Annotated in this window: 16 protein-coding genes and 2 pseudogenes; 12 read left to right on the top strand and 6 right to left on the bottom strand. The window is 34.3% G+C overall.

Annotation, left to right across the window (positions count from 1 at the left end; all coding sequences use genetic code 11):
• Positions 1-7: 7 nt before the first annotated feature.
• Positions 8-2557: a hybrid sensor histidine kinase/response regulator gene (locus BJB63x_RS02655; protein WP_078718895.1), complete on the bottom strand. Its 2550-nt coding sequence runs from the start codon at positions 2555-2557 to the stop codon at positions 8-10.
• A gap of 231 nt (positions 2558-2788) precedes the next feature.
• Between BJB63x_RS02655 and BJB63x_RS02650 the strand changes: the two genes are divergently transcribed.
• Positions 2789-3094: a flagellar biosynthetic protein FliO gene (locus BJB63x_RS02650; protein WP_078718894.1), complete on the top strand. Its 306-nt coding sequence runs from the start codon at positions 2789-2791 to the stop codon at positions 3092-3094.
• A 281-nt stretch (positions 3095-3375) separates the two neighbouring features.
• Here BJB63x_RS02650 and BJB63x_RS02645 read toward each other — a convergent pair whose 3' ends face one another.
• On the bottom strand, positions 3376-3915 hold the full coding sequence (locus tag BJB63x_RS02645; protein ID WP_078718893.1) for a flavin reductase: 540 nt from the start codon (positions 3913-3915) through the stop codon (positions 3376-3378).
• A gap of 156 nt (positions 3916-4071) precedes the next feature.
• Between BJB63x_RS02645 and rpe the strand changes: the two genes are divergently transcribed.
• The 10 genes from rpe to BJB63x_RS02595 all read left to right on the top strand — a co-directional run bounded on the left by rpe (position 4072) and on the right by BJB63x_RS02595 (position 13205).
• On the top strand, positions 4072-4746 hold the full coding sequence (gene rpe, locus BJB63x_RS02640; protein ID WP_078718892.1) for a ribulose-phosphate 3-epimerase: 675 nt from the start codon (positions 4072-4074) through the stop codon (positions 4744-4746).
• 10 nt (positions 4747-4756) lie between these two features.
• Positions 4757-6058, top strand: a complete 1302-nt coding sequence (gene purB, locus BJB63x_RS02635; RefSeq protein WP_078718891.1) for an adenylosuccinate lyase — start codon at positions 4757-4759, stop codon at positions 6056-6058.
• A gap of 10 nt (positions 6059-6068) precedes the next feature.
• Positions 6069-6617 carry an RBBP9/YdeN family alpha/beta hydrolase gene (locus tag BJB63x_RS02630; protein ID WP_078718890.1) on the top strand — a complete coding sequence of 183 codons (549 nt, stop codon included), beginning with the start codon at positions 6069-6071 and terminating at the stop codon, positions 6615-6617.
• Positions 6618-6757: 140 nt separating this feature from the next.
• Positions 6758-7522 (top strand): phosphoribosylaminoimidazolesuccinocarboxamide synthase, encoded by a 765-nt coding sequence (gene purC, locus BJB63x_RS02625; RefSeq protein WP_078718889.1) that lies wholly within the window; start codon positions 6758-6760, stop codon positions 7520-7522.
• 77 nt (positions 7523-7599) lie between these two features.
• Positions 7600-7839 carry a phosphoribosylformylglycinamidine synthase subunit PurS gene (gene purS, locus BJB63x_RS02620; RefSeq protein ID WP_078718888.1) on the top strand — a complete coding sequence of 80 codons (240 nt, stop codon included), beginning with the start codon at positions 7600-7602 and terminating at the stop codon, positions 7837-7839.
• An 11-nt stretch (positions 7840-7850) separates the two neighbouring features.
• A complete protein-coding gene (purQ, locus tag BJB63x_RS02615) occupies positions 7851-8522 on the top strand; it encodes a phosphoribosylformylglycinamidine synthase subunit PurQ (RefSeq protein WP_078718887.1) in 672 nt (223 codons plus the stop codon).
• A 421-nt stretch (positions 8523-8943) separates the two neighbouring features.
• Positions 8944-11160, top strand: coding sequence for a phosphoribosylformylglycinamidine synthase subunit PurL (gene purL / locus BJB63x_RS02610; protein ID WP_078718886.1), 2217 nt, complete (start codon positions 8944-8946; stop codon positions 11158-11160).
• Between the two features lie 66 nt (positions 11161-11226).
• Positions 11227-11460 (top strand): BolA/IbaG family iron-sulfur metabolism protein, encoded by a 234-nt coding sequence (locus BJB63x_RS02605; RefSeq protein ID WP_078718885.1) that lies wholly within the window; start codon positions 11227-11229, stop codon positions 11458-11460.
• Positions 11461-11560: 100 nt separating this feature from the next.
• A complete protein-coding gene (gene grxD / locus BJB63x_RS02600) occupies positions 11561-11893 on the top strand; it encodes a Grx4 family monothiol glutaredoxin (RefSeq protein ID WP_078718884.1) in 333 nt (110 codons plus the stop codon).
• A gap of 67 nt (positions 11894-11960) precedes the next feature.
• A complete protein-coding gene (locus tag BJB63x_RS02595; protein ID WP_078718883.1) occupies positions 11961-13205 on the top strand; it encodes a multidrug effflux MFS transporter in 1245 nt (414 codons plus the stop codon).
• 93 nt (positions 13206-13298) lie between these two features.
• On the opposite strand, the gene parC is transcribed toward BJB63x_RS02595, so the two are convergent.
• Positions 13299-15548, bottom strand: a complete 2250-nt coding sequence (parC, locus tag BJB63x_RS02590) for a DNA topoisomerase IV subunit A (RefSeq protein WP_078719634.1) — start codon at positions 15546-15548, stop codon at positions 13299-13301.
• Between the two features lie 202 nt (positions 15549-15750).
• Positions 15751-17541, bottom strand: coding sequence for an aspartate--tRNA ligase (gene aspS / locus BJB63x_RS02585; RefSeq protein ID WP_078718882.1), 1791 nt, complete (start codon positions 17539-17541; stop codon positions 15751-15753).
• 139 nt (positions 17542-17680) lie between these two features.
• On the opposite strand from aspS, the gene rnd reads away from it, so the two are divergent.
• Positions 17681-18832 (top strand): ribonuclease D, encoded by a 1152-nt coding sequence (gene rnd / locus BJB63x_RS02580; RefSeq protein WP_078718881.1) that lies wholly within the window; start codon positions 17681-17683, stop codon positions 18830-18832.
• Positions 18833-18851: 19 nt separating this feature from the next.
• Here rnd and BJB63x_RS02575 read toward each other — a convergent pair.
• A pseudogene (locus BJB63x_RS02575) lies at positions 18852-20413 on the bottom strand (Ppx/GppA family phosphatase).
• Between the two features lie 75 nt (positions 20414-20488).
• A pseudogene (locus BJB63x_RS02570) lies at positions 20489-22609 on the bottom strand (RNA degradosome polyphosphate kinase).
• Positions 22610-22786 lie beyond the last annotated feature (177 nt).

The following is a 22786-nucleotide window of genomic DNA, read 5'->3' as shown; positions in this document are numbered from 1 at the left end:
CTCTATTCTACTGTACCAGGGTTTCTTTAACTGTTAATGCTAACTGTTTAAGTGTAAATGGTTTAGATAAAAACCCAAAAACAGCATCTTCTGGAAGCTTTTTAGTAAAAGCATCTTTTGTATATCCAGAAACAAAAATAATTTTTATATCAGGATAATTTTTGCGCGCCTCTATAAGTAAAGTAGGCCCATCCATCTCTGGCATAACTACGTCAGAAACAATAATATCAACAACACCTCTATTTTCTTCAAGTATAGCAAGCGCTTCCATTCCGCTTGCAGCCTCTAAAACCCTATATCCTCTCATTTGAAGAGCTCTCACACTACTCATTCTTACAGAATCTTCATCTTCAACCAATAAAACAGTCGCAGAGCCTGTTAAATCTGTATTTTTTTCCTGTTCTTCTACTTTTTCAATCTGTTGAGAAATTTCACTACTCGTATCAGAAATATATCGTGGTAGAAAAATGCGAAATGTTGTTCCTTCTCCTTCTTGACTATCACAATAAATATACCCACCTGTCTGTTTGACAATACCATAAACCATTGATAAGCCAAGCCCTGTACCTTTACCAACTTCTTTTGTAGTAAAAAATGGTTCAAACATTTTTTCTTGTATAACAGCAGATATACCGGTTCCTGTATCTGAGATGGTCAACTGCACGTATTCACCAATAACAAAACCATTATAATCAAATTCTGCACTTTGCTGTTTTGTAATATTATTTGTTGTAATTGTTACTATCCCTCCATCAAGCATAGAATCACGTGCATTGATCACCAAATTCATAATAACACGCTGAAAAGATGCTTGGTCAACTTTAACATCCCACAAGTCTCTTCCATGAATAATTTTTAACTGAATATTATTCCCTAAAAGAGGTAAAATAAGATTGCGTATATCTGATAAAAGTTCTGTAAAATCAATTTTTTCAGGTCGAAGTGTTTGCTTTCTAGAAAAAGCTAATAATTGTTGTACAAGTGCAGCAGCACGATTAGCGTTATTTTTGATATTGATAAGATCAGCATGTGCTGGATCAGAACTGCGATGTGTATTTAAAAGAAAATCACATGACATTAAAATTGCTGTTAAAACATTATTAAAATCATGAGCAATACCACCAGCTAACTGTCCGACAGCTTGCATTTTTTGGCTCTGTATCATTTTATCTTCAAGCATTTTTTGTTTTGTTATTTCTACCCCAGATACAATTATCAAATCTTGTAATCTATTATCATAGTGTAATGTTATGGGCATAGTGTAAAGACGCAAACAGCGTTTTTTATCACTTTTTAATACCGTTTCTATTGGAGCTGGATAATTTTTATTTGTTGTAATCTGTTGAAATACAAATTCTAACTGTACATGATCACAATGAGGTATAATATCATAAAGGCTAACAACTTTACTAGATTTCCCTGTGAGCAACAAAAAAGCATTATTTGCGTACACAAATCGTCCTTTTTGAGTAACTATTGCTATCGCAAAAGGGCTTACATTAAAATACTCGGTTAATATGTTTGGTAATTTTGATTGGTTATAAGTTTCACTCTTCTCTATTTTCTGTGGCACCATAATAATGCGATAAATAGCTTCATCCTCTACAAGAGAAGAAGCATACATAAAACAATCGAATATTTTTTTATTGCCATTTTCTGAAATCAAACATAAAGAGAATGTATAGGGTATCGTGCAATTTGAATTTTGATGTTTATTATTGTTGGAATAAATGTCACTCCATGTACCATTATTCCCAGCGGAATGAAATAATTGATCAAAACTATATTGTCCAACAGTAAAATTCGCTAAATCGATTAAAAACCATTTAGCAAAAATAGTATTAAAATAAATAATTATTCCCTGTGCATTCACAGATAAAAATCCAATAGGAGCTTGATCTAAGTGATTGATAGCTTCTTGTGAATTCAAGAAAAAATTTTCATTATACCGATATTGCTGTAAATGAGAAATATCTGTGATACGCCAAAATAAAAACTTTTTTCTTTTCTTAACCATAGGATTAATAGAAATATTATACCAAATAGAATTTTTCTGTTTTGAATCGATAAAAATTGATCGATCAATTTCTAATACTTCTTGAGCTGGAAAACCACCTAATGCTGCGACTTTTAAACGGTATAAAAGTGCGCCAGCATTTGGAAGATCAGCAATAACTACATAACAAGAAGCCTCAGGCCTATAAGTGAAAATTTTTTGATAATTTTTATTAGAATAATAAACAAAGCCAGATAAATCAGAGACTATAATTACATCATCCATCTCATTAAAAATTTTAAAATTTAAATCTTTATACAATTGCATAACACTATATTTGAAAATACCTGTTCCTAACGAAAAAAGCGCTATAATGCCTATAATAGCTAAAACCAAAAGCAATATCAAAGTAGCTTTATAGAAATAGTTTTGCGGATAAGAAATACCTACCAATCCAATAATGAACAAAAAAACTATTGTTAAAATAGTACTTCCAATTATAATTTCCCAGCGTATAGAATTAGACAAGAATTTATTAATATTCTCAAAACTTTTATTCATTTTCTACCTCAATTATGACTATTTTTATGTCATAAAGTGCTTTTATTTTTTCTATAATTTACATGTACGCCATAATCTTTTCGTAAGCATAAATATGTTATATTATAGCTCTATAAATCATTGATACAAAAATACTATGTTTTATAATGTAACTTTTTAAGTCTAAGTTATTTTAGAATATTATAAATGAAAAATAATAGATCTATTATTTAATATTTTAGGAGGAATAATATGAAAGGTTGGTTATCAAACTATATAGGTGTGCCAACGGTGCAAATAATGATTAATTTTTTGTATCTTATGATTATAATTTTAGCAATCGCTATAGTTATTAAGCTTTTAACTAACTTAAATAAAATAAAATTTAGAACTAACAGTAAATATCAGCCACGATTAGCTATATGTGATGTAATCTCTATTGATCGTACACATCGTCTCGTTTTAATACGTCGAGACAATCAAGAACATTTGGTTCTTATTGGTGGATCAACAGGCATTGTTGTAGAATCTAATATTGTTGACAAACATACTGCATAAAAAGATATTTGGTTAATATTAATTATGATATAAATCAGTGCTTATCCTATCCTTATAAATATTAGAAAAATAAAATTCTCTGTTGACCATGATCACACAATTTGATTATATGTTTAGCCTTAAATATTCTGAATACATGAGTATAATCATGCTATTTTTATTTGATCCCTTAGAGTTAAATATTTAGAAAAGACTTCTTATCCTTGATAATTAAGCCAAGCACCCAATTGAAATATTAAATGTGCTAATGAGAAATTGCTAATACTTACAAACTAATATGCTTACGAGGGTAAATATAACGTATGATAATCACGATTAAAATACAATAAAGCGTCTTTTTCTTGATTTTGATTTATAGCAACAACTTCACCAATCAAAATATAATGCGTTGCATATTCATGCCAGCCAATCAAGTTACAATCAAGCGAAGCCAAAGCATCTGATAAACTGGGAGCACCAGTTTGCAAAACACCCCATTTAGCTTTAGCGAAGCGTTCCATTTGTGTAAAACCACAGCGTCCAGAAAAGACATCGGCTAATGAACGATGTTTTCCTGTTAAACTATTGACACAAAAATTTCCGTTTTCCATAAATAGCTTATTTTCAATATTATAACGCATTAAACAAACAAGAAGTGTTGGAGGATCATCTGATAGCGAACAACAAGCTGAAATTGTCACCCCACGTCTTCCCTTAATACCATCTGTTGTTACAATATGCACAGCTCCTGCAAAATGCCTCATAGTATCGCGATACTCTTGAGACGAAACAGGAACTATTGATTGAGGTTTAGATGTTAAATTTGTTTTATGCTTAGACATAATTTTTGACTTATATAGTTTTTTAAATTTCAAAATATATTTCAAAATTTTCTTTTTTATACACTATTATCTTCTTAATATCATACATGAACAATACAAATGTATATTTTATCATATAAAATTACATGCTAAAAAAGATCAACTAAGGAGATCTTAATGTCCCGTTCTCATCTTATTGCCCCTTCACTCTTAGCTTCTGATTTTTCTAAACTCGGTCAAGAATTATCTGATGTTATTGATTCTGGCGCAGATTGGATTCATCTTGATATCATGGATGGTCATTTTGTCCCTAATATCACTTTTGGGCCAGATGTTGTTAAAGCTCTACGTCCACTAACAAAAGCAATATTTGACGTTCACCTTATGATAGCACCTGTAGATCCTTATATTGAAGCTTTTGCGAAAGCTGGTTCAGATATTATAACCATTCATGCAGAAGCAAGTACTCATCTTCATCGTTCGTTGCAAATAATCAAAACAATGGGGAAAAAAGCTGGAATTGCAGTGAATCCAAGCACATCAGAACATATACTTGAATATTTGCTGGATCAATTGGATCTTATCCTTATCATGACAGTTAACCCGGGGTTTGGTGGACAAAGTTTTATTCCAGAAATGGAAAATAAAATCAAACGAATAAAAGATATGGTTGCCAATCGTCCTATTGATCTTGAAGTTGATGGTGGCATTACCATTCATACAATTGGAAAAACTGCAAAAGCAGGTGCAAATGTATTTGTATCAGGCTCCGCAATTTATAAAAATGGTAATAAAAATCTTTACAAAACACGTATTAATGCACTGCGCCAAGCTGCAATTCTCTCACAATAAAGGAAAAATCATGATTACGCGTTATTCTCGTCCTGAAATGGTGGCAATATGGTCACCAGAAACCAAATATCGTATTTGGTTTGAAATTGAAGCACATGCTTGTGATGCAATGGCTCAGCTTGGTATTATTTCTAAAGAAGCAGCTAAAATTATCTGGGAAAAAGGTGCAATTGCTAAATTTGATGTGAATCGTATTAATGAAATTGAGTCAATCACTAAGCATGATGTTATAGCATTTCTAACTCATTTGGCTGAATTTATTGGACCAGAATCTCGTTTTATTCATCAAGGCATGACATCGTCAGATATATTAGATACAACACTCAATGTTCAATTAATGCGCGCTACTGATATTCTTCTACAAGATATGGATCATCTTCTTGAAGCACTAAAAAATCGTGCCTTTGAACATAAAGAAACGATAACTATTGGGCGTAGTCATGGTATTCATGCTGAACCTACGACATTTGGAGTCAAATTTGCTTTTGCATACGCTGAATTTGCTCGTTGTCGCAAACGTTTGCTCATTGCGCGAGAAGAAATTTCCACCTGTTCTATCTCTGGAGCTGTTGGAACTTTTGCTAATATTGATCCACGTGTTGAAAAACATGTAGCAAAAGCATTGGGTATGAATATTGAAACTATTTCTACTCAAGTTATACCACGTGATCGTCATGCTATGTTTTTTACAACACTTGGTATTATTGCTTCATCTATTGAAAGATTAGCTATAGAAATACGTCATTTGCAACGAACAGAAGTTCTTGAAGTAGAAGAATATTTTTCTTCTGGACAGAAAGGCTCATCGGCAATGCCTCATAAACGTAATCCGGTTTTAACAGAAAATTTAACTGGATTAGCCCGTATAGTACGCGCATTCGTGGTACCTGCGATGGAAAATGTAGCACTTTGGCATGAACGTGATATTTCTCATTCATCTGTTGAACGTTATATTGGTCCTGATGCGACTATTACACTCGATTTTGCTCTTACCCGTCTAACATCTGTAATTGAAAACTTAATTGTTTATCCAGAAAATATGAAAAAGAATCTCAATAAATTTTGTGGCCTTGTTCATTCACAGCGTGTACTTTTAGCTCTTACACAAGCTGGCACTAGTCGTGAAGATGCGTATCGAATTGTACAACGCAACGCTATGAAGGTTTGGGAACAAGGGAAAGATTTTTTAGAAGAATTGTTAAATGATCAAGATGTTTCAAAAGTTTTAAGTGAAGCAGAACTTCGTGAAAAATTTGATCTTTCCTATCACACCAAACATGTTGATACAATTTTTAAACGGGTCTTTGGATAGAAAAAAGTTCATGAAAGCAAACCAACTCGATATTTTGATTATTCCCGGCTATAAAGGATCTGGTCCCGATCATTGGCAAACACGCTGGGAACAAAAATTATCTACTGCCCGCCGCGTACAACAAGCTCACAGGTCAAAACCTATGTGTAAAGAATGGGTTAATGCTGTTGAAACTGCTATTAGACAGGCTAATAAACCTATTGTTATTATAGCTCATTCGTTAGGAATTCCAACAGCTATTCGTGCAACTACACACAACGCAGAGAAAATTTATGGTGCTTTCTTTGTTGCTCCACCGGATATAGAGAATGAAAAAATACGTCCCAAACACTTGATGACATTTGGCCCATATCACCGTAAAAGTTTACCTTTCCCTTCAGTAGTTGTAGCTAGTCGTAATGATGAATTTTGTCAATTTTCAGTAGCAGAAAAACTTGCTCATAACTGGGGTGCACTCTTCGTTGATGCTGGACAGTCTGGTCATATTAATGTAGAATCCGGGCACGGACCTTGGCCAGAAGGACTCATAATTCTTTCCCATTTCCTTGCAAAACTTTGAGTTAATATAACAATCTCAGGAAAATTATAACTTTATTTCACTATAAAATATTATAGCAATCATTGAGAATTTTTGCCAATTAGGATAATGTTAATTCTTAATAATAACATTTGATACCTCTAAACGAATAGAGAAATATGATGAACCGTCGCCACCGAATTTACGAAGGAAAGGCCAAAATTCTATATGAAGGGCCTGAACCAGGGACTTATATTCAATTTTTTAAAGATGATGCAACTGCATTTAACGCAAAAAAGCATGAAATCATCGATGGCAAAGGAGTCCTAAATAATCGTATTTCAGAATATATTTTTACTCAGCTTGGTCGTTTAGGAATCCCAACACATTTTATTAAACGTATCAATATGCGCGAACAACTTATAAAAGCAGTTGAAATTATTCCATTAGAAGTTGTTGTGCGTAATATCGCTGCAGGTTCCTTCTCTAAGCGTTTAGGATTAGAAGAAGGAACAGCTCTTCCACAATCTATCATTGAGTTTTATTATAAAAATGACGCTCTTGATGATCCAATGGTGACAGAAGAACATATCGTTGCCTTTGGGTGGGCCACTCCACAAGAAGTAGAAGATATTATGCAACTTTCATTTCGTATTAATGATTTTCTCTCTGGTCTTTTTGCAGGCGTTAGTATCCAATTAGTTGATTTTAAAATGGAATTTGGTCGTTTGTGGATAGGTGAAACGATGCGTATTGTCCTTGCTGATGAAATTTCACCTGATTCTTCTCGTTTATGGGATATGCAAACACGAGAAAAGCTGGATAAAGACCGTTTTCGTCGTGATATGGGTGGACTCATTGATGCCTATCAAGATGTTGCAAGACGTCTTGGTATTATGAACGAAAATGAACCTCCACGCCCCTGTGGGCCAGTCTTAGTCAAATAAAAAGAAAAACAGTGCAATTTCATCTTACTTTATATAAATTACTATTCTTTAAGAGTTATTTTTAAAATAGGAAAAAAATGAAAGCGCGTGTTACAGTTACTCTAAAAAGCAGTGTTCTTGATCCACAAGGAGAAGCAATAGCTAATGCCTTAAATAGTTTAGCCTTTACAAATATTAAATCTATTCGCCAAGGAAAAGTCTTTGACATTATCCTTGATGATATGCCTATTGAATCTGCAAGACAAATACTTGAAAAAATGTGTGAGCAATTGCTTGCAAATACTGTTATTGAAAATTACGCAATAGAACTTCTTTAAGTGAACCAATCATGAAAACTGCTATCATCCAATTACCTGGGTTAAATCGCGATCAGGACATGATTGCAGCTTTGTACCATATAACAGGTGTTGAGCCATTAAAAATTTGGCAAACAGAAACAACGATTCCAGATGTGGACATGATTGTTATTCCTGGTGGTTTTTCCTATGGTGATTATTTAAGATGTGGTGCTATTGGTGCACGAACACCAGTTTTGCAAGCCGTTTGCCAAAAAGCGCAACAGGGTATAACAATCATAGGAATATGTAATGGCTTTCAAATTTTGCTAGAAGCAGGATTATTGCCAGGTGTTCTGATGCGTAATGCATCGTTAAAATTTGTTTGTCGTGAAGTAAAACTTGAAGTGACCAATGCTGAAACAAAATTTTCCCGGCTTTATAAAAAAGGGCAAATCATCCGCTGCCCTGTTGCTCATCATGATGGTAACTATTTTGTTGATAATAATACATTAAAACAAATGGAAGATAATAAGCAGATTGTCTTCCGTTATGCAAAAGGTGAGAATCCCAATGGTTCAATAAATGATATAGCTGGCATTATCAATAAAGCTGGTAATGTACTTGGTATGATGCCTCATCCTGAAAATCTTATTGAAACAGCGCATGGCGGTACTGATGGCCGTTTGCTTTTTCAAAGTGTTTTAGAATTAGCAAACTTATGATTATAAAAAAATATTTCATAAACTCCTTAGCTATTCTTACATTCACTGCCAGTACCGAACAGCTAGAAATAAAAGAAATATATAAAATAAATCTTGTTAATTATATTTTTTCGCCCACCATAATGAAACATATTACTCTAAATTATACATTGTTGTTGATCTGAAAATGAAAAGTCACTTTGTTCAGGAAATTTATTTCTACTTAATTTATTATTTCACTTTAATAATATCTTATAACATTTTAATAAAAAATCATATTTTTATTAATTTATTTAAAAAGCAATTCGCTAAAATATTACCTTATGATTTCTTGATAAAATTATTATCAAAAAATGAAAAACCTAATAATTTAAATTTCTATTACTGAGTAAAAATAATAGACGCTAATAATTTTTGATTAATTTAATGGAACAAAAAACTGATGACCCTTCACAATGATATTCCTATCACACCAGAATTAATTGCAAATCATGGCTTAAAAACGGATGAATATCAACGTATTCTTGAGTTGATTGGTAGAGAACCAACATTTACAGAGCTTGGAATTTTTTCTGCTATGTGGAATGAGCATTGTTCTTATAAATCATCAAAAAAATGGCTTAAGACCTTACCAACAAAAGGAAAATTTGTCATTCAAGGACCTGGAGAAAATGCTGGAGTTGTTGACATTGGAAATGGTCAATGCGTAGTTTTTAAAATGGAAAGCCACAATCATCCTTCTTATATTGAGCCTTATCAAGGTGCTGCAACAGGTGTTGGTGGCATTTTACGTGATGTTTTTACGATGGGTGCCCGCCCTATTGCAGCCATGAATGCATTACGATTTGGCTCTCCTGATCATCCGAGAACACGACATCTTGTTTCTGGTGTTGTTTCTGGGATTGGTGGTTATGGTAATGCTTTTGGCATACCAACTGTTGGTGGAGAAGTTAACTTTGATAAACGCTATAATGATAATATCCTTGTTAATGCCTTCGCAGCTGGTATCGCAAAAACAGATTCTATTTTTTATTCCAAGGCACAAGGCGTAGGACTTCCTGTTGTTTATCTTGGTGCTAAAACAGGACGTGACGGTGTCGGTGGAGCAACAATGGCTTCTACTGAATTTGATAATACAATTACAATTGACGAAAAACGTCCAACTGTTCAGGTCGGTGACCCTTTTACTGAAAAATGCCTTCTTGAAGCTTGTTTAGAATTAATGGCATCAGGGGCCGTTATTGCTATTCAAGATATGGGAGCTGCAGGACTAACTTCTTCCGCAGTTGAAATGGGCGCAAAGGGAAATCTGGGAATAGAACTTAATCTTGATCAAGTACCAGTTCTCGAAGATAATATGACAGCTTATGAAATGATGCTCTCTGAAAGCCAAGAACGTATGCTCATGGTACTTAAACCAGAGCTAGAAAAACAAGCAGAAGAAATTTTTCATAAGTGGGGCCTTCACTTCTCTGTTATCGGAAAAACTACTGATGATTTACGTTTTCGTGTGCTACATAAAGGAAAAGAAGTAGCAAATCTTCCAATTAAAGAACTTGGTAGTGAAGCACCTGTCTACGATCGTCCTTGGGTAGAACCCCTTAAAAAATCTCTTCTAAAAGTAGAAGAAGTTAAAAAAGTTGATAATCTTGGTAATGCACTCCTTACACTTTTGAATTCTGCCAATCAAAGTTCACGTCGCTGGATTTACGAACAATATGATACACTAATCCAAGGGAATAGTCTTATTAAACCAGGAGGTGACGCAGGTGTTATCCGTGTAAGCAATAGTGATAAACGTGCTCTTGCTTTTTCTACCGATGTAACACCTCGTTATTGCGAAGCTGATCCTTATGAAGGTGGAAAACAAGCTGTTGCAGAATGCTGGCGCAATATAAGTACTACAGGCGCAACACCACTCGCTGCTACAGATAACCTCAATTTTGGCAATCCTGAAAAAACTGAAATTATGGGACAGCTCGTTTTAGCTCTCAAAGGCATAGGTGAAGCTTGCAAAATACTTGACTTTCCAATCGTTTCAGGAAATGTTTCTCTTTATAATGAGACTAACGGAAAAGCAATTCTTCCTACACCTACAATTGCAGGTGTTGGGCTGCTTTGTGATTGGTCAAAAATGGCTACGATCAGTGGTATGCAAAATGGAGATATCATTATTTTAGTTGGCCCTTGCGGATCACATCTAGGGCAATCAGTCTATATGCATGACATTTTGAAAATTGATGCAGGCGCTCCACCTCATGTGGATTTATACCTTGAAAAAAAACACGGCGAATTTGTTCGCAATGTTATCCATCGTGGTTTTGTCCACGCCGCCCATGATATTTCTGATGGAGGTTTAGCCATTGCTCTTGCAGAAATGGTAATTAAAGCAGATAAAGGAATCAAAGCAGAATTAAGCAATCAATCACCACATCACGCTGAACTTTTTGGTGAAGATCAGGGGCGTTATCTTTTAGCAGTCAAGCCTAATGCAATAGATAATCTTAAAATGCTTGCACAAACAAACGCAGTTTCCTTAATAGAGCTTGGTACAGTCGAAGGTGATGCGCTTGACATAAAAGATGTATTAACACTTTCAATAACTGAACTTACGTATGCTTACGAAAGTTGGTTTCCAAAATTTATGGACATAAAGTAAATAATATTCATATATAATAATATACTAGTTCTCATAAAATAAACAAATCAAGGAAAATATCCATCGATGGCAATGAGTGCAGATGAAATTGAAACTCTTATTCGTGAAAGCATTCCCGATGCAAAAATAATAATTCGTGATCTTGCTGGAGATGGCGAACATTACGCAGCTGAAATTATTTCAGAAAGTTTTCGAGGAAAAAGTCGTGTTCAACAGCATAAAATGGTTTATGATGCTCTTAAAGGAAATATGGGAAACATTCTCCATGCTTTAGCCTTGCAAACAAGTATTCCTAAATAATCTCAAAATTTTTTCTTGCATTCATTCTATTAATACGATTAAAAAATAACACTAGTGTAAAATTTGTATTTTCCGAAATGCACTATATTGAGGAATGATAATGGCTACTGTTCATGATTTTATTGATAATGAAATTAAAACAAACGACGTTGTTTTATTCATGAAAGGAACGCCTAATTCTCCTCAATGTGGGTTTTCTGGACAAGTTGTTCAGATTCTTGAATATTTAGGGTTAAATTATAAAGGGATTAATATTTTAACTTCTAACGAATTACGTCAAGGGATAAAAGATTATTCAAATTGGCCAACCATTCCACAACTCTATGTTAAAGGTGAATTTATTGGTGGCTGTGATATTGTCAAAGAAATGTTTCAAAACAATGAGTTACAAGAACTGCTAAAAGAAAAAAACATAACCTTTGCCAAATTATAAATGTCTCTAATTTATTCAAATTCTTATCAAGTGTTTTTTAGTCAAAATTTTTACTTTAAGGATACATATGTCATATTCTGCCGACGAACAAAGGCATATAGATGCGATTAGAAAAAAAATTGGATATAAAGAATTTGTTATCACTATTGCAGCACTTATGGCAATCAATTCTATAGCAATTGATATCATGTTGCCGGCTATGCCTGATATTTTAAACAGCTTGCATGCTACTAATGAAAATGATCAGCATTATATCATCTCCTGTTATCTTATTAGCTATGGTGTTACGCAAATATTCTTTGGTCCAATAAGTGATCGTTATGGACGACATAAACTTGTTCTTATTGGTCTTGCCTGTTACTCATTTGCAGCAATTGGGTGTATATTTGCATCAAATTTGCCCATGTTGATTATTCTGCGTATCATGCAAGGTATTGGGGGAGCAGCTATGCGTGTGCTGACAGTCTCTATTGTGCGCGATCTCTACGATGGTCGAAAAATGGCAGAAGTTATGTCCATAGTCATGATGATTTTTTTGATTGCAACAATGATTGGACCAGCAATAGGGCAAATTATTTTGTTATTTGGACAATGGCAATTAATTTTTATATTCATGGCAATTATTGGTTTTGGATTAATGATTTGGATTCAAATACGCTTGCCTGAAACCCTTTATACACAACGATCTCTTTCTTTTTCTTCTATAAAAAACAACTTATGGCTTATCATTACCAATCGCTCAACACTTTGTTATACACTTGCAACCTCCATTATTCTAGGCTGCATTTTTACTACCATTAATACATCTCAACAAGTCTATGAAGGAATATATAATTTAGGCATTTGGTTTCCTGTTGCTTTTGCTCTTGGAGCTGCATTTCAAGCTATATCATCGTTCTTCAATTCTCGTCTTGTTGGAATTCTTGGAATGCAACGTATTTCTCATACTATGCTTTTATTATTTTGTGTTATTTCATGTATTTGGTTTTTTGAATCAGTTCTAACAGGAGGCATTATACCTTTCCCGTTTTTTATGCTGTTATATTGTATGCTAATGTTTACATGTGGTGGTATTATAGCTAACTTCAACACACTTTCTCTTGAACCTCTAGGAAAAATTGCTGGAACTGCATCCTCTGTATCTGGTTTTCTTCAAACATCCATCGGTACAAGCCTTGGTTTTTTCATAGCTCAATGTTTTGACGAAACAACAATTCCTAATTCAGCAGGATTTTTCTTTCTCAGTATTATAGCTATTTTTCTTGTTTTGTGGGCTGAGAATGGACGCCTTTTTACTCAAAATAATTCTTAAATCAGTCTAGCAATAAAATGAAGCTTCTTTCCTAAAATAAACTTAATATTTTTTATGACTCTTTTATCAACTAGCAATCAAATATTACTAACATCATACAAAAAATTTACCTGATTTTGGAAATCCCTTTGGAACCAAACGTCCTGTTCCTGCGCGTGTTCCCATCCACTCAACAAGTCCATCAGCCTGACGATTAAAACTGCGCTCAGCTGTATCTTGCCAACTTAAGCCTTCTGATAAAGTAAAAATTTTGGCATCAACAACACCACCATCTTTATAACGTTGTAAACGGACACCCTTACCACGACTCATTTCCGGTATTTGTTCAATAGAAAAAATAAGCATTTTTCGGTTTTCTCCAACTACTGCAATGTAATCGCCTTCTACCGGAATACAAAGTTTTAAGCTATCAGGAGATTTGAGATTCATCACTTGCTTTCCTTTTCGCGTATTGGCGATAATATCTGGTTCAGAAACAATAAAACCATTTCCATAGGATGAAATTAAAAGTCTTTTGCCCTGCATATTGTATACAAAAGCTGTGAGAATATCATGCTCATTACCCATATCTAATAAAATACGAATTGGTTCACCATGCCCTCTTCCTCCAGGTAAAGTATTTGCATTAATAGTAAAAAATTTTCCACCAGTACTTATAACTATAATTTTATCTGTAGTGAACGCTGGAAATGCTAGCTTTAGACAATCACCCTCTTTGAAAGAAAGGATTTTGTAATTATTCAAGTGGCCCTTTAAAGCACGCATCCAACCTTTTTCAGAAATAACAATAGTCACTGGTTCTTTTTCAATCATCGCTTGATGAATATCATTCACATCATGCCTTGGTACATCTTCAAATGTTGTACGCCTTTTTCCCAAGAAAGTTTCAGGACCAAAACTTTTACGAACTCTTGTAATTTCTTCTGCAATGATTTTCCATTGCTTGACATTGGAATCCAATAAATTCTGTAATTTTTCTTTTTCAATATTAAGAGAATCAAACTCCTTACGGATCTGGAATTCTTCAAGCTTACGCAAAGAACGCAACCGCATATTCAGAATAGATTCAGCTTGATTTTCTGTTAATTTAAAGCGCAAAATCAATTCCTTTTTAGGTTCATCGTTTTCACGAATGATTTGAATCACCTTATCAAGATTCAAATATGCAATAAGATACCCACGCAAAACTTCTAATCGAAAATCAATGTCATTAAGTCGATAATTTGAACGGCGAATAAGCACCTCTTTACGATGTTGAAGCCATTGCTGCAAACTCTCACGTAAAGAAAGAACATTAGGCACTTTCCCTAAAGTCAATACATTGAGATTAAGAGGAAATCTTATTTCGAAATCAGTTAATTTAAAAAGTGATTCCATTAAGAGTTCAGGATCAATTGTGCGATTTTTTGGAACAAGCACAATCCGAATATCTTCTGCTGATTCATCATGAATATCTTCAAGCATCGGCAACCGCCGTGCGAGTAATAACTCTGCTGTTTTTTCAATAAGTCGTGATTTTTGTATTTGATATGGAATTTCTGTAACAACAATTACATAAGAGCCACGATTTCCCTCTTCTTGATGCCAACGCGAACGTAATCGAAAAAATCCACGCCCTGTACGATAAGAATCATCAATATTTTTTTTAGGTTCAACTAAAATACCACCTGTTGGAAAATCAGGCCCAAGCACAAATTGATTTAAATCTTTATGATCTGCATGAGGATTAGTAATCAAATATAACGCAGCATCACAGAGTTCCGCAACGTTATGTGGTGGAATAGATGTTGCCATACCAACAGCAATACCTGATGAGCCATTAGCCAAAAGATTAGGAAAAGCTCCTGGTAAAACAATAGGTTCCTCATCTTCTTCATTATAGGTTAAGCGAAAATCAACAGCATTTTCATTAATTCCTTCAAGAAGCAATATTGCTACTTCAGTCATACGTGCTTCTGTATAACGCATTGCAGCAGCATTATCTCCATCAATATTACCGAAATTACCCTGTCCATCAATTAATGGATAGCGAACAGCAAAACTCTGAGCTAAACGAACTAATGCATCATAAATAGATGTATCACCATGAGGATGAAATTTCCCCATTACATCACCTACAATCCGCGCGCATTTAGCATAAGCTTGTCCAGGATTAAGTTTTAGTAAGCGCATTGCATGAATAATACGTCGATGAACAGGCTTTAATCCATCACGGACATCAGGCAACGCACGGTGTGTGATAGTAGAAAGTGCGTAGGCCAAATAGCGCTCTTGTAAAGCAGATCGCAATTCTATTGGCTCAATATGCTCCTTTTCAAAAGATCGAATCATTTCATCAGACATAATATAAGCTAGCAATTTTAAAAATAAGGAACAAGTCTTCTATAAAACCGCTCAAAAATTACCTTCTTTATAAGAAACTCTTTTATTCAAAACTATTTGCAATTAAATTGAATTTTAAGCTAATAAAAACTCCATCAATTACAATTTGTAATTTACCTAATTATAGTCAACATGAAAGACAGAAAATCTTTATCCAATTTCATCAATTATTTTTGACAGTTGGAGCAATCCGAATTCCTAAATCAGATAACTGTACAGTAGATACATCAGAAGGAGCACTCATCAAAAGATCAAATGCTTGCTGATTCATTGGAAATAAAGAAACTTCACGCAAATTTTTTACACCTTGCAAAAGCATAACAATGCGATCAATACCAGCTGCCATACCACCATGTGGTGGAGCACCATAATGAAATGCACGATAGAGACCACCAAAGCGCTTTTCTACAACCTCTTTAGAAAGACCTGCAAGATTAAAAACCTTAAGCATCATTTCCGGTGAATGATTACGAATTCCTCCTGATGCAATTTCATAACCATTGCAAACAAGATCATACTGAAAAGCTTTAAGAGAAAGAGGATCTTGGGAATCAAGAGCATTTTTCCCACCTTGAGGCATTGAAAAAGGATTATGTGCAAAATCAAGTTTCTTTTCGTCTTCATTCCATTCAAAAAATGGGAAATCAACAATCCAAGCAAAAGAAAAACATTCTCGATCAATAAGATTTAATTCCTCTCCTATCCGCATACGTGCTGCACCAGCAAAAGATGCAAATTTCTTTGGATTCCCTGCAGCAAAAAAACAAGCATCACCATTTTCAAGTCCAAGTTGCACTCGAATAGCTTCAGTTCTTTGCTCACCAATGTTTTTAGCGATAGGACCCGCTCCTTCAAAATTTTCATCTTCCTTACGCCAAAAAATATAACCAAGACCTGGCTGCCCTTCACCCTGAGCCCATGCATTTATACGATCACAAAAAGCACGACTACCACCGGTTTTAGCAGGAATAGCCCAAACAAATGCGTCCTTATCGCTCGCTAAAATCTGAGAAAAAACCTTAAAACTAGAATCACGAAAATGTTGAGAAACATCTTCCATAATAATTGGATTACGTAAATCGGGTTTATCTGAACCATATTTTTGAATTGCTTCATCGTATGGAATACGAGGGAAATTTTGCGTCACGGATTTTCCGCCTGCAAACTCCTCAAAAATAGAACGCATAATGGGCTCCATCGTTGCAAAAATATCTTCCTGCTCAACAAAGCTCATTTCAATATCCAATTGGTAAAACTCACCTGGAAGACGATCTGCTCGTGGATCTTCATCTCTAAAACATGGAGCTATTTGAAAATAACGATCAAAACCAGACATCATTAGCAATTGTTTATATTGCTGAGGTGCCTGAGGTAATGCATAAAATTTTCCCTGATGAATGCGGCTTGGAACCAAAAAATCACGTGCTCCTTCTGGGGATGAAGCTGTCAAAATTGGTGTAGTAAATTCTGTAAAAGCGCAATCTTGCATACGCCGCCTTATAGAAGTAATAATTTCAGTACGACGCATTATATTTTTATGCATAGTTTCTCGACGTAAATCAAGAAAACGATACTTCAACCGAATATCTTCCGGATAATCAGGCTCACCAAAAACTGGTAAAGGAAGCTCATCAGATTTTGAAAGAATTTCAACCTCTTTAGCAAAAATTTCAATTTCACCGGTTGGGAGAGTTGTGTTAATAACTTCATCAGCACGGGCACGTACTTCCCCATCTACACGAATGACCCATTCAGAACGCACCTTTTCTATAATTGTAAAAGCTGGTGAATTAGGATCAACAACAATTTGTATGATCCCAAAATGATCTCGTAAATCAATAAAAAGAATTCCACCATGGTCACGAACACGATGGACCCATCCAGAAAGACGAACCTGCCTTCCCATGTCGCATTTACGAAGAGCAGCGCAATTATGACTGCGATAACGGTGCATATTTTTTCCTTTTGTTGTAATTTACCTCATATACATTACAAACGCTTTTTAGCAGTCATTTGTCAAGATATGACAACAAAGACCTCAAAAAAAAATACAATATAAAGACAAATTTAATCTACTTAGCTATAATAAAACAATGAAACTTATTACAACCACAACAGATCTTGAAATTGCTATTGCCGCTTTGCGCAATTCTAATTTTGTAACGGTAGATACTGAATTTATCCGTGAAACAACCTTCTGGCCTCAGTTGTGCTTAATCCAAGTTGCATCACCAGATATTACGACACTTATTGATCCGATGGTGCAAGATATTAATCTACAATCATTTTTTGATCTGATGATCGATAAAAAAGTTGTCAAAGTTTTTCACGCTGCGCGCCAAGATATCGAGACTATTTACCATCTTGGCGGAGTTATTCCTTCTCCTCTCTTTGACACACAAATAGCAGGATCAATCTGTGGATTCGGTGATTCTATCTCCTATGATCAAATTGTACAACGTTGCACTGGACATCATCTTGATAAATCATCTCGTTTTACAGATTGGAGCTGTCGTCCCCTTTCTGAAAAACAGCTACTCTATGCACTCGCCGATGTTACCTATCTAAGAAACGTTTATCTCACATTAAAAAAGCAGTTAGAGGAAAAAAAGCGTACCCATTGGATGAATGATGAAATGGCAATCCTCTTAGCACCAACAACCTATGATATGCCGGAAAATGAAGCATGGAAAAAGGTGAAAGGAAGAATCACAAAAAAACGTCAATTTGCTGTATTGCAAAAAATAGCAGCTTGGCGTGAACATGAAGCACGCAAATATAATACTCCTCGTCGTCACATTATGAAAGATGAGTGTCTTATTGAAATCGCAATCCAACAACCAAAAGATGAATCTGCTCTGAAACATTTAAGTAGCATTAACAAAAACTGGAATCGTCTATCAAATATACAGACATTAATTAAAGCTATACATGAAGGCTTAGAAGTTGATCTTGCTACGCTACCAGCTCTTCCTAAGTACACTCCTGTTGATGATAAAATAGCTGTTACAATTGATCTTCTTAAAATATTATTAAAGCTTGTTGCAAATGAAAATAATATCACACCTAAAATTATCGCAACATCTAATGATTTAAAAAAAATTGCTAATGGTACTATAACACAAAATATTCCTGCTATGAATGGCTGGCGTTACGAAATTTTTGGTCATAAGGCAGAACAAATGCTAAAAGGCGAGATAGCATTTTATTTCAATAATGGAGAAGTAAAAATCAAGAAACTTTAATCTTATAAATATGAAAGCATCATGATATAATAAATATTTTATGATCACTGTTGTGGTTCATATTGCAAAAGCATTTAAAAATCTCAAAAGCTAAAGGAAGTTTAGTTATTTTTGATAATTGCTGTAAGCGCCTCAAAGGTCGTTCACCTATTAAATCAGCTTAGCATACTGGAACACGCAATGCAATATTATCTTGCTTCTTTTGCCAAGATAAATTAGGCAAAATTCCTGAAGTAGAAGCACTAAAAAGATTGGCAATACGCATAATGCCACCAAGAATTCTTGCTTTTTCAATAATATCGCTAGTTGCTAATTTGAGAATCTCAGGAGCTTCTTTATCAAGGGATAAGCCTGTATTACGAAAAAAAAACAGCTAATGTAGCATAAATACGTCCCTTATGTGAAATTCCCGGATAAGATCCTAAAGCTATCTGATTGGCTGCTTCATTATCCCGATAATCTGGATGTATACACCAACCGATATCAGAAAGAAGACAAGCTGCTTTACGATAACGACATGCATTTTCAGTTTCTGAAATTCCAAAAGCCTCAAATGCATTTGTGGTAAAATCAATGAGCTCACTCGCTTGCCTTGGTGAGCGTGCCCTTAAGGTAGCCATTTCTAAGCATGCCGAAATCAACGGATCAGAAATACGATCTTCTTGTAGTAATTTTGAATAAAGAAAACCTTCACGAACTCTTGCTCCAGAAAAAATTATTTTTTAGGACCTATACACTGAATCAGCTCAATAAGAACAATGGCCCCATATGCTAAAAGCTGACGACGATTCTTTGAAAGAGCTGAAATTTCTTTTATCTTATCAATACTTTCGCTAATGACAAGAAGTAAAAATTCTTCCATCTCCTGCGCATCAACCTCATAACTATGCATAAACAGGCAATCGATAATTTTTGATCACCATATATAGTTTTGCAAGATTACGCCAAGTTCTTCCTACAGCACAAAAACAACGAACTGTATTTTTATACGTAATAATAGAAGATTTACAAAGTTGCTCATGAACAATTTTTTTTGCTAAAATAAGATCATTATCTGATATATTACAGTCGTAAACTGCCTAAAGGCAATGTTATCCCTTCACCTAAATTAGAATCATTAATACTAATAAGTTCAAGACTTCCACCACCAAGATCACCAGAAATGCCATTTGGTCGATAAAAGGTAGAAATAACCCCATAAGCTGAATAAACAGCCTCTTCATTTCCTGAAAGAACATATATTTGATTTTGTAAAATATTTTCAGCACTTTGAATAAAAGCCGACCCGTTTTTTGCTTCTCGTGCTGCCGCTGTTGCCAAAGTATAGATTTCACCTGCACCAATCTGTTGACAAATAGCACAAAATCGCTTCAGTGCTCGCAACGTCATTTCAATTGATTTTTCTTCTAAAATTCCAGTTTTTGCAACGCCTCGACCAAGACCACAAAGAACTTTTTCATTAAATAAAACTGTCGGTGAACGTACAAGGCCTTCATAAACAATAAGCCGAACAGAATTTGAACCAATATCAACAACTGCAATGGGTTTACGACCCTTCAATCGACCTTGAGCATTTATAATATGTCATTGGATATTTCAGTCTTTAAGTGTTTTCATCTGTTGCTGAAGCGATTTAATTAAATGCGAAGTAGAAGTCTAAAAAAACTTTTCATACTCAGAAAAAATCATATTGTTCATAAAATACTCCTACACATTAAATAGCTTTTCATTTTCTCGTGGTATTATACGTTTTGATGTTCCATCAACCAATATATCAAAGCTTTGTTGGTTATCAATAATATTAGCTAACATAATTTGTGAAAAAATTTGTTGATGAACCATTTTATTAAAAATTGGAATCAATACTTCAACACGATGATCAAGATTACGGGGCATCATATCAGCCGATCCTAAATAAACAATAGCATTTTCATTTGGAAGATCCTCACTATTACCAAAACAGAAAATACGGCTATGCTCAAGAAATCTTCCTACAATTGATTTTGCACGAATATTATCTGAAATTCCTCGAATACCAGGACGTAAACAACATATACCATGCACAACCAAATCAATCTGCACTCCCATTTGACTAGCACAGTATAAATCATCAATAATTTCAGGATCAACCAATGAGTTTACTTTCATCCAAATAACGGCCACCCGACCTTTTTGTGCATTGGTAATTTCTCCTTTGATATGTTCAAGAACACGATTGCGTAATGTTAATGGCGAAAAAGCTATTTTCATTGATTCATTTGGCTGTGTATATTCAGTGAGATATTTAAAAAGCAATCCTATATCATGACCGAATGTCATTATCAGTCGTAAAAAAAGAAAGATCAGTATATATTTGAGCAGTTATTGGATGATAATTCCTAGTTCCAAGATGAACATAAAAACGATAACAATTTCCTTAATGTCTTATCACTAAAGACATTTTAGCATGCGTTTTTAATTCAATAAAACCAAAAACCACTTGAACTCCAGCACGTTCGAGATTACGTGCCCAGCGAATATTAGCCTCTTCATCAAAACGCGCCTTCAATTCTACTAAAGCAGTTACTGATTTACCTCTTTCAGCAGTATCAATAAGTGCACTAACAACCGGACTATCATTTGATGTGCGATAAAGAGTTTGCTTAATTTCAATCACATCAGGATCAGCAGCAGCCTGGCGTAAAAATTGTGTAACAACATCAAATGATTCATAAGGATGATGAATAACAATCTCTCTTTCACGAATAGTTGCAAAACAATCACCATCATGCTTACCAATACATTGAGGAACACGAGAACTATAAGGAATAAATTTTAAATCATTGCGCGGAATAGAAAAAATTTCTGAAATCATATTCAATGCTAATAAACCATCGATAACACTAACACAATTAGTAGGAACTCTAAGTACATTAGTTATAAATTGGCATAAATCTTTAGGCATTTTTGTGTTAAATTCAATTCGAATAACTTCTCCACAACGACGTTTCTTTAGCGCAGTTTCAAAAAAACGAACAAGATCTTTTTCTTCTTCTTCCACCTCAATATCGCTATCACGGATAATTCTAAATATCCCAGCACCATTGACTTCATAACCAGGGAATAAACGATCAACAAAAAAGCAAAAAAGATCTTCAAACAAAATAAAACGAAAACTATTCCCCTCTTGGGGAAGAAGAATAAAACGCTTCAAAGTATTAGGCATAAGCAATAATACCATTATAGGATGCTGATCAACGCGCCGTAATAATTGAAACAAAATAGAAAGACCTAAGTTAGGGATAAATGGAAAAGGATGCGTAGCATCAACAAAAAAAGGGGTCAAAACAGGGAAAATTTTTTTAAAAAAATATTCTTCAAGCTATAATTTTTCAGCTTCTGAGATTTTATCAGAACAAACAATTTCGATATTATTTTGTTTTAACTCATAATTTAAAATCCGTAATTCCTTTTGCTGATTAGCTTACAAATATGCAATCTCAGTTAATATAAAATCAAGTTGTTCTTGCGGTGTACGTCCATCCGCACTACGTTCTGTAATCCCAGCACGAATTTGAGCAACAAGGCCAGCAACACGAACCATAAAAATTCATCAAGATTAGTTGCTGAAATCGAAAGAAATTGCAACCTTTCTAATAAAGGATTCTTTGAATTTGCAGCTTCCATTACAGCACGATTATTGAAATGTAGCCACGAAAATTCATGATTAACAAATCGCGCTGGATTATCCATCGTTATATCCCCCATAGGAATTTGATCTATCAGCGTTTTTTTCATATATTCATAAGCCGCTTTATATTTTATAGAGACCTTTACAGAATAAAAATCTCGCTCTTATGAAGATAAAAATTTTTATTTGATCTATTTTTATGAAATCTTGTAAACTACAAAAACTTCAAAGATTTTGCTTTAATCAATAATATAATGACTAGCTCTCTTTATATTACTTATATG

Origin of the sequence: Bartonella sp. JB63 (genome assembly GCF_002022665.1) — a bacterium.
Classification (GTDB): domain Bacteria; phylum Pseudomonadota; class Alphaproteobacteria; order Rhizobiales; family Rhizobiaceae; genus Bartonella.
The sequence above is the reverse complement of the archived record's forward strand: the minus strand, read 5'-3'. Positions and strand labels throughout refer to the sequence as shown.